Raw genomic sequence first — 6,958 nt, 5'->3', positions numbered from 1 at the left:
GTCACCGTCGAACGCACCCGCCAGCGCGATCAGCTTGGCGCCATCCTTGTCGGCCTGCGCCTGGGCGGCCTCACGCAACTTCACGAAGTACGGGTTCGAATCGGTCTTGGTGATCAGTCCGACCTTGGCGCTGCCCGAATCCGATCCGCCGCAGGCGGTCAGACCGAGAACCAACGAGCCTGCCACGAGAACCGTCCCGACCGTGAGCGTGCTTCTGTTGCGCTTTCCGAACATGTGGACTCCCTTGTCCCCGATGCGACGCCGATCGCGCCGCGTGTTCTGCAGGAGCCTAGGGACATGGCAAGCGCTTGCGCATGCGCTTCCGCGAAATAGTTCCGCCGTTTGTAGTGCCTGTGGCTTCGCCCTTGATGTCGATGGTTCGATCCCGACTCCGGTTCGATCTACGCGCATCTCATCGGGCAGGGCATCGACCTGCACGGAGGCAGGCACACCATCGACAACACCCAGTCCGCGCCTCACGGGGCCGCCCACGATCTACGCATCGTCAAGGAGATCTCATGACCTCACACCCATTCGACCTCGTCAGCCCGGACATGGCCGGAACGACCGTCGACGAGGGCGGGCTGGTGCAAGAACAATCCGTGGAGGCGTCCGGTCCACCCCAAGCGTGCCCTGGCCCGCTAGTGCCGGGTCCGCCGAGGGCAGGGCGAGGCCACTGTTTTCGTGCGGGCGCGTCCCTGCGGCTTGACGCAGGCCTCAAACATCACCGGTCATTGCTGTGCCGATAACTCGTCGGCGACTTCGACGGCGATCTCGATCGTCCGGACCGCGAGCGGTGATTGGGTGCGTCCGGCCGGCCAATGCAGATAGATCTCGCGGGCCGGCGATGGTCGCAACTCGTGGACGCGCAGCCGGTCGTCGGACCAGACGTCGGCACCGTGGACGGCGAGCCATGGTAATACCGCGACTCCCATGCCTGCCCGCACCATCGACAGGATTGTTTCGTTGCCCGCGGTGCGGAACACGATCCGGGGCTGGGCGCCGCAGTCGGTGAGTACCTGCTCCAGCCTGGGCTGGTCGCAGGTCGCCGGCCAGGCCACCAGTGGCGCGTCGTCGAGATCGCGCACCCGGGCCGGGCCGTCGTCGTAGTCTCCTGGTCTAGTCACCAGGAGGTACGGATCATCCAAGAGCTTTCGGTGCTCGACCTCGCCGCCGATCCGACCGTCGTAGAACAGCAAGTCGAGATCACCGATCCTGGGGTCATCAGGTTCTTCCTCGCACAGCCTGACGTCGCAGTTGGGACGCTCGTCACGCAGTTTGCGCAGCACTGTCGGGAGGATCACGGTGGACACACTCTGCAACGTGCCGATGTCGACGCGGCCGTCACCTGCCCTGAACCGGTCGACCGTTTCGGTGAGGCGTTGCGCGTCGGCGAGTAGGTCGCGTCCGTGGCTCAAGACCACGGAGCCAAGCGGTGTGATCCGGACCTGTTTCGGACCGCGCGGTCGGTCGAACACGGCCCCACCGACTGCCCGCTCGAGCGCGGCGATGTGCTGACTCACGGTCGACTGCGTGTAACCGAGCCGGGCCGCCGCACGCCCGAAGGTCTGCTCATCGGCGATCGCGGCCAGCGTTGCCAGGTGTCGGAGCTCGATGCCGCGCATCCCCGTGATGATAAGCCAATACGATCAAAACGATCGAAGATCATCGCTTTTCTGAATGCATGCGCCGACCTAGCCTGATTGGCATGATTGCACTTCAAGGCCGTAGCTCGCTGGCGGGTTCCCGCGCGACTGCCACGCCTGACGCGCGCACGTCAAGCCCATGCGCCGGGCCGCCCGGCTCGACGGCTTCTTCCCGGCGAACCTCGACCACCCGGACCAACTCGCCGAAGTCGTCGCAACCATCACCGATCTTCGGAAGCAGGACACTATGGCCTACGACTTCGCGGTCGGCCTGCCGGTCGGTGTCGACCCAGTGCCCTTCGCTTCGGCCGGCGCCACCTGGTGGCTAACGGAGTTCGAACCCGGCGTCGCACTAGACACGGTGCAAGGCGTGCTCCGGGACGGCCCTGGCCGCTGGACCGAGTGACATGTTCGACTACGACGCCGAGCTGCGCCACTACCATGCACGACTGCTGGAGGCGGTCGACATCGATGTGGACGCCCGTGTCCTCGACATCGGCTGCGGAACCGGACAGACCACCAGGTCGGCCGCGCACGCCGCGCCCGGCGGCTACGCGCTCGGCATCGACATCTCGGCGTCGATGCTGGCACGGGGCCGCCGCCTGACAAACCTGGAAGGGCTCGCCAATGCACGGTTCGAGCTTGGCGACGCGCAGGTCCACCCGCTTCCGGCGGAACGCTTCACGACTGGCCTCAGTCGCTTCGGCACGATGTTCTTCGCCGATCCGAGTGCCGCGTTCGCCAACATCGCGAGGGCGCTGCGCCCGGGTGCGCGATTCGTCCAGCTGGTCTGGCAGGACAGCAGCCTCCAAGCCTGGCACACCGCCGTGCAACTGGCGCTAACCGACGAAGTGGGTGCACCATCGACCCCGGTCGGAGACGCCGCCTTCTCCTTGGCTGACCCGGCGAAGGTGCACGCCATCCTGAGCGGCGCCGGCTTCGTCGACGTGCAGCTGGCTGAGGTACGCGAGCCGGTCTACTACGGTGCAAGCGCCGCGAGCGCACTGCACTCCATTCGTTCGCTGCGAATGACGAGCGAGATGCTCGGCGACCAGGACGACGCGTCGACCGATCGCGCACTCAGCCGTCTACGAACCATCCTCGACATCCGCGACGGCGGCGTGTGGTTCGACTCGTGTGCCTGGCTCGTGACCGCCCGCCGTCGCTAGCGCCGCGAAGAACGCGATGCTCGTCGTGCGCGCGACGCCGACGAAGATCGTCGCCCGATCCGGGCTCGACCAACAGTCAGGTGAAAGGAGCCGACGTGCAGCGCACGATCAACGACGTAAGGATCCATTTCGTCGAGCACGGTGCTGGCATACCGCTCGTCGCCCTGCACGGATCAGGTGTTGATCATCGCGAGATCGCCGCGGCGGTCGAAGCCGTTGTTCGGAGCACGGGGTTACCGAAGGATCTACCCTCGCAGGAACGTGCTGGGTCCGTTTCGGCCGATGCTGCCGCTAGCCCATTCGACGAATCCTGAATAGTAGATGTGGACTTCGTCGCGCGCCCGCCCCGCGCCTTGCTGTGAGTACGACGACAAGGGTTCACGCTCGTTGACCAGTTGGAGCAGCGCCTCTGCATGCAGCCGTAGCTGCTCGACTGCAAAGTACTCCCCTTTCACGCGGAGCGGGCGGAGCCAGCCGAGCAGGAAGTACATGAGTCATGGACTGCGCCTGGAGCTGACCTGGGGCCACCGCTTCGAGGTAGGACGCTTGGAGCACGTCACGCACAAGGGGATGAAAGCCGACGGTTTCGCTCGCGGGCGTCGTGTGCCTTGCTCGTCATTTATGAGCCGCCGTGCGATGACCCGGTCGTCTGCCGCCACGTCGGCGAAGCTGCGGTAGCGCTCCCACAAGACCGACGTGCCCGACAGCGCCGCAGCGATCTCGTCGGCGGTGTGGCCGGTGAACCACACGGTGAACAGCCCCGTCAGCGCGTCACGATGACGGTACTGCTCGCCCTCGTCGGCGAAGTCGGCGCCGAGCGCCTCAGCAAGGGCGGCAACGGCTTTGGTGGTGCCAGTGACTTCTGTCAGGTCGCGGAAATGCCGTCCGGTGAGTGTGACCGCCATGAACGCGGCGCCGTCGCTGTGGTGAAGTGCTGCCCGTACGTGCCGTAGAGCGAGTTGCCGATCCGCTGGCGCGCAACGCCGTTCACCATCACCTCGGTGAGGAAACTGAGATTGCCCGCCGTCGCCAGCGCCACGTTCTCCAGCGGAATGCTGATCCGGGCACCCGCACCGCTGGCGTCGCGGTGCCGCAGCGCGGCGGTGACCGTGTAGTCCACGCCCGTCCCGCCGTCCGCTCGGCCCGACACCTCGACGTGGATCAGATCGGGCGCCAGCTGCACCAAGGGTAGCGTAGGAATGCCAGTGCCGCCCAGCGACGTTGGTGATCAGCGCACCGCTGGCGGCGATCAGGCGCTGCACCAGTTGCTAACCTTCGGCAGACCGCATGTCCGCCGCGACGAAGCTGGAGATCTCGACGATGCGCACCCCGGCCAGCGGGCGGGTGGGATCCGATGGGGTTTGGCCATCCGCTCAAGTGAGCAAGGCGCGAACGGGCGCCCGGTCTAGGCGCGGGCCAACTTGACCGCGGCGGCCTCGATGGTGTCCTCAGACAACAGCACCTCCAACGCCGCGTCGCCGAGCGGGATGAAACTGTCCTTGCTGGCCACCCGGTTCACCCGGCCGGTGAAGCCGTGTGCGACCAGCGCCGCCAGCACACCCTCGCCCACGCCCCCGGTCTGGCGGGTTTCGTCGACGATGAGCACCCGGCCGGAGGCGGTCGCCTCGCGAACCATGTCGTTGACGGGCAGGGGTGCCAGCCACCGCAGGTCCACGACCCGGGCTGCGATGTCCATGCCTTCCAGGCGGCGGGCGACCCGCAGGCTCATCCACAGCCCGTTGCCGAACGTCAGGATTGTCAGGTCGGTGCCGTCGCCGTAGGTGCGGGCACGTCCGATCGGTGCGGCCCGACCCGGATAGCTGGCCAGCCACTGCTCGTCGCCGTCCTCGTGCAGGTCGCGGGTGTGATACAGCGCGATCGGCTCGAGGTACACGCACACCGCGCCCGCGGCGGTCGCGGCGGCTACGCACGCGTGCATCATCGCCGCGGCATCGTCGGGCCTTGCCGGGGAAGCGATCACCACGCCGGGGATGTCGCGGATGGCCGCGATGGAGTTGTCGTTGTGGAAGTGCCCGCCGAAGCCCTTCTGATATCCGTAACCGGCGACGCGGACGACCATGGGGTTGCGGTACTGACGGTCGGCGAAGAACTGCAGCGTGGCGCCCTCGCCGCGGATCTGGTCTGCAGCGTTGTGGAAGTAAGCCAGGTACTGGATTTCAGGGATGGGCAACAACCCCGATACCCCGGCGCCCAGCGCCAGCCCGAGGATGGCCTGTTCGTCGAGCAGTGTGTCGAACACCCGTGCCGGACCGGCCTTGTTCTGTAAGCCACGCGTCACGCCGTACACACCGCCCTTGCGGGCGACGTCCTCACCGAACACCAGCGCTTCCGGGTGCCGGTCGAGGACGTCCCGCAGTGCGCGGTTGATGGCCAGCGCCACCGTCACCGGCGCATCCCGGGACGTATCCGCCGAATCGAGAGGTGTCGCGGACGCCTTCACCGCCTCGTCGAGGGTGTCACGCAACGGCTGCATCACCGCCGTCGAATTGTCGAGCTGCGCGAGTTCACTGGCCTCGCGCGCCAGCCCGATGACCTCCGCGCGCTTGGCCTCGTACCGGTCGAGTACCTCGGCGGGCATCAGGATCCCCTGGGCGATCAGAAGTTTCGCGGTGCACAGCACCGGATCCCGGTCGAAGTCGGCGGTGATCTCGTCGGGCCGCCGGTAACCCGGCTCGTAGTCGGAACCAGCGTGGCCCATCAGCCGGACCGTGCGCAGATGCAGGAACGCGGGGCGGCGGTGGGCACGCGTCCACGACGCAGCGGCCTGCGCGGTGTCGAACGTCGCCACGGGATCGGAGCCGTCGGCGGCGAAGTACTCCAACCCGTCGCGGCGCCCATACGTGCGCTCCACCCAGCGGCGTGGCGTCTTGGTGCTGATACCGATCCCGTTGTCCTCACAGACGAACAACAGCGGCATCGGCAGGCCCTGGTAGCCGGAATGGATCGCGGTGTTGATCGCGCCGACCGCCGTGGAGTGGTTCACCGACGCATCGCCGAAACTGCACACGGCCAGCGCATCGTCGGGCCACAGGCAGCTGACGCCGAGTTTCCTGGCCCTGGCGATCGAGAACGCGACACCGACCGCGCGTGGCAGGTGCGAGGCGATGGTCGAGGTCTGCGGAATGATGTTCAGGTCGTGGCGCCCGAAGACCTTGTGCCGTCCGCCGGAGATCGGCTCCTCGGTGGCGGCCACCAGGCCAAGCAGCACATCGCGCAGCGCATCCGATCCGGAGCTGCGGCCGCCCACCTGTTGGGCCCGGGCCAGGAAGAAGCCACCGGAGCGGTAATGCAGTAGCGCCGGATCGGTGGGCCGCAGCGCCGCAGCCACCGCGGCGTTGCCCTCGTGTCCGGACGAGCCGATGGTGTAGTAGCCCTTGCCCTGCGACCGCAGCCATCGCGCGGCCAGATCGAGGTGTCGGCTGCCCAGCTGGGCGTCGAAGATCGCCAACGAGTTCTGCACCGTCAGCGCCGAACCGTTCCGGAGGGGTTCGGCGCCGGCAGCCCCGCGCCGAGGTGTGGACCCGGTCAACGCGGAAACGGTCGTGGTGAAGTATTCGTCGATGGACTCGGCCACAGGGCCTCCTGAGCTAGCGGCTGATTGTCGATGCGCCCACAACTGACGCCGTCAGCGGAACGCGGCCATTCCCGTCAATGCCTGCCCGATGATCAGAGTATGCATCTCGCTGGTGCCTTCGTAGGTAAGCACCGATTCCAGATTGTTCGCGTGCCGCATCACCGGGTACTCGGCCGTGATGCCGCTGGCACCGAGAATGGTGCGGGCGGTCCTGGCGATCGCCAGCGCTGCCCGCACGTTGTTCAGCTTGCCGAGGCTGACCTGGTGACCGGCGAGCCCAGTGGAGTCCTTGAGACGGCCGAGGTGGAGCGCCAGCAGCACACCCTTGCCGTCGTCGAGTGAACCGGGCGGCGACTGAAACGTACCCATCACTACGGCTGTACCCCTCAACCGGATGGGCCGCCCAGACGAGATCGCGGCCGCGGCACTGTTCTTGGCCTCCGATGACAGCAGTTTCGTGGCCGGTGCCGAACTGAGCGTCGACGGCGGCATGGCACAGGTCTAGCGACCGACGACACCACCGAATGGCGAGAGATGACTATGAACAC

Annotated in this window: 5 protein-coding genes and 4 pseudogenes; 4 read left to right on the top strand and 5 right to left on the bottom strand. The window is 67.0% G+C overall.

Annotation, left to right across the window (positions count from 1 at the left end; translation table 11 throughout):
* Positions 1 to 234 (bottom strand): annotated as a pseudogene (locus QOI01_RS03990) (sugar ABC transporter substrate-binding protein); the annotation flags it as partial.
* Between the two features lie 497 nt (positions 235 to 731).
* Positions 732 to 1,625, bottom strand: coding sequence for a LysR family transcriptional regulator (locus QOI01_RS03985; RefSeq protein ID WP_526378803.1), 894 nt, complete (start codon positions 1,623 to 1,625; stop codon positions 732 to 734).
* Between the two features lie 160 nt (positions 1,626 to 1,785).
* Between QOI01_RS03985 and QOI01_RS03980 the strand changes: the two genes are divergently transcribed.
* The 3 genes from QOI01_RS03980 (at position 1,786) to QOI01_RS03970 (ending at position 3,129) form a co-directional block, all read left to right on the top strand.
* Positions 1,786 to 2,052 (top strand): hypothetical protein, encoded by a 267-nt coding sequence (locus QOI01_RS03980; RefSeq protein ID WP_526378801.1) that lies wholly within the window; start codon positions 1,786 to 1,788, stop codon positions 2,050 to 2,052.
* Between the two features lies 1 nt (position 2,053).
* Positions 2,054 to 2,815, top strand: a complete 762-nt coding sequence (locus QOI01_RS03975; protein ID WP_526378799.1) for a class I SAM-dependent methyltransferase — start codon at positions 2,054 to 2,056, stop codon at positions 2,813 to 2,815.
* A gap of 95 nt (positions 2,816 to 2,910) precedes the next feature.
* On the top strand, positions 2,911 to 3,129 hold the full coding sequence (locus QOI01_RS03970) for a hypothetical protein (RefSeq protein WP_526378797.1): 219 nt from the start codon (positions 2,911 to 2,913) through the stop codon (positions 3,127 to 3,129).
* A 318-nt stretch (positions 3,130 to 3,447) separates the two neighbouring features.
* On the opposite strand, the pseudogene QOI01_RS03965 reads toward QOI01_RS03970, so the two are convergent.
* From QOI01_RS03965 to QOI01_RS03955, 3 genes and pseudogenes are all read right to left on the bottom strand, one after another.
* A pseudogene (locus QOI01_RS03965) lies at positions 3,448 to 4,152 on the bottom strand (CoA transferase); the annotation flags it as partial.
* Between the two features lie 68 nt (positions 4,153 to 4,220).
* A complete protein-coding gene (locus QOI01_RS03960) occupies positions 4,221 to 6,410 on the bottom strand; it encodes a thiamine pyrophosphate-dependent enzyme (RefSeq protein WP_526378795.1) in 2,190 nt (729 codons plus the stop codon).
* Positions 6,411 to 6,461: 51 nt separating this feature from the next.
* Positions 6,462 to 6,752: pseudogene (locus QOI01_RS03955) on the bottom strand (acyl-CoA dehydrogenase family protein); the annotation flags it as partial.
* Positions 6,753 to 6,786: 34 nt separating this feature from the next.
* On the opposite strand from QOI01_RS03955, the pseudogene QOI01_RS03950 reads away from it, so the two are divergent.
* Positions 6,787 to 6,915: pseudogene (locus QOI01_RS03950) on the top strand (SDR family oxidoreductase); the annotation flags it as partial.
* Between the last annotated feature and the right edge of the window lie 43 nt (positions 6,916 to 6,958).

Source organism: Mycobacterium sp. (assembly GCF_032162605.1).
Classification (GTDB): domain Bacteria; phylum Actinomycetota; class Actinomycetes; order Mycobacteriales; family Mycobacteriaceae; genus Mycobacterium.
This window is presented reverse-complemented; position numbering and strand designations above follow the sequence as displayed.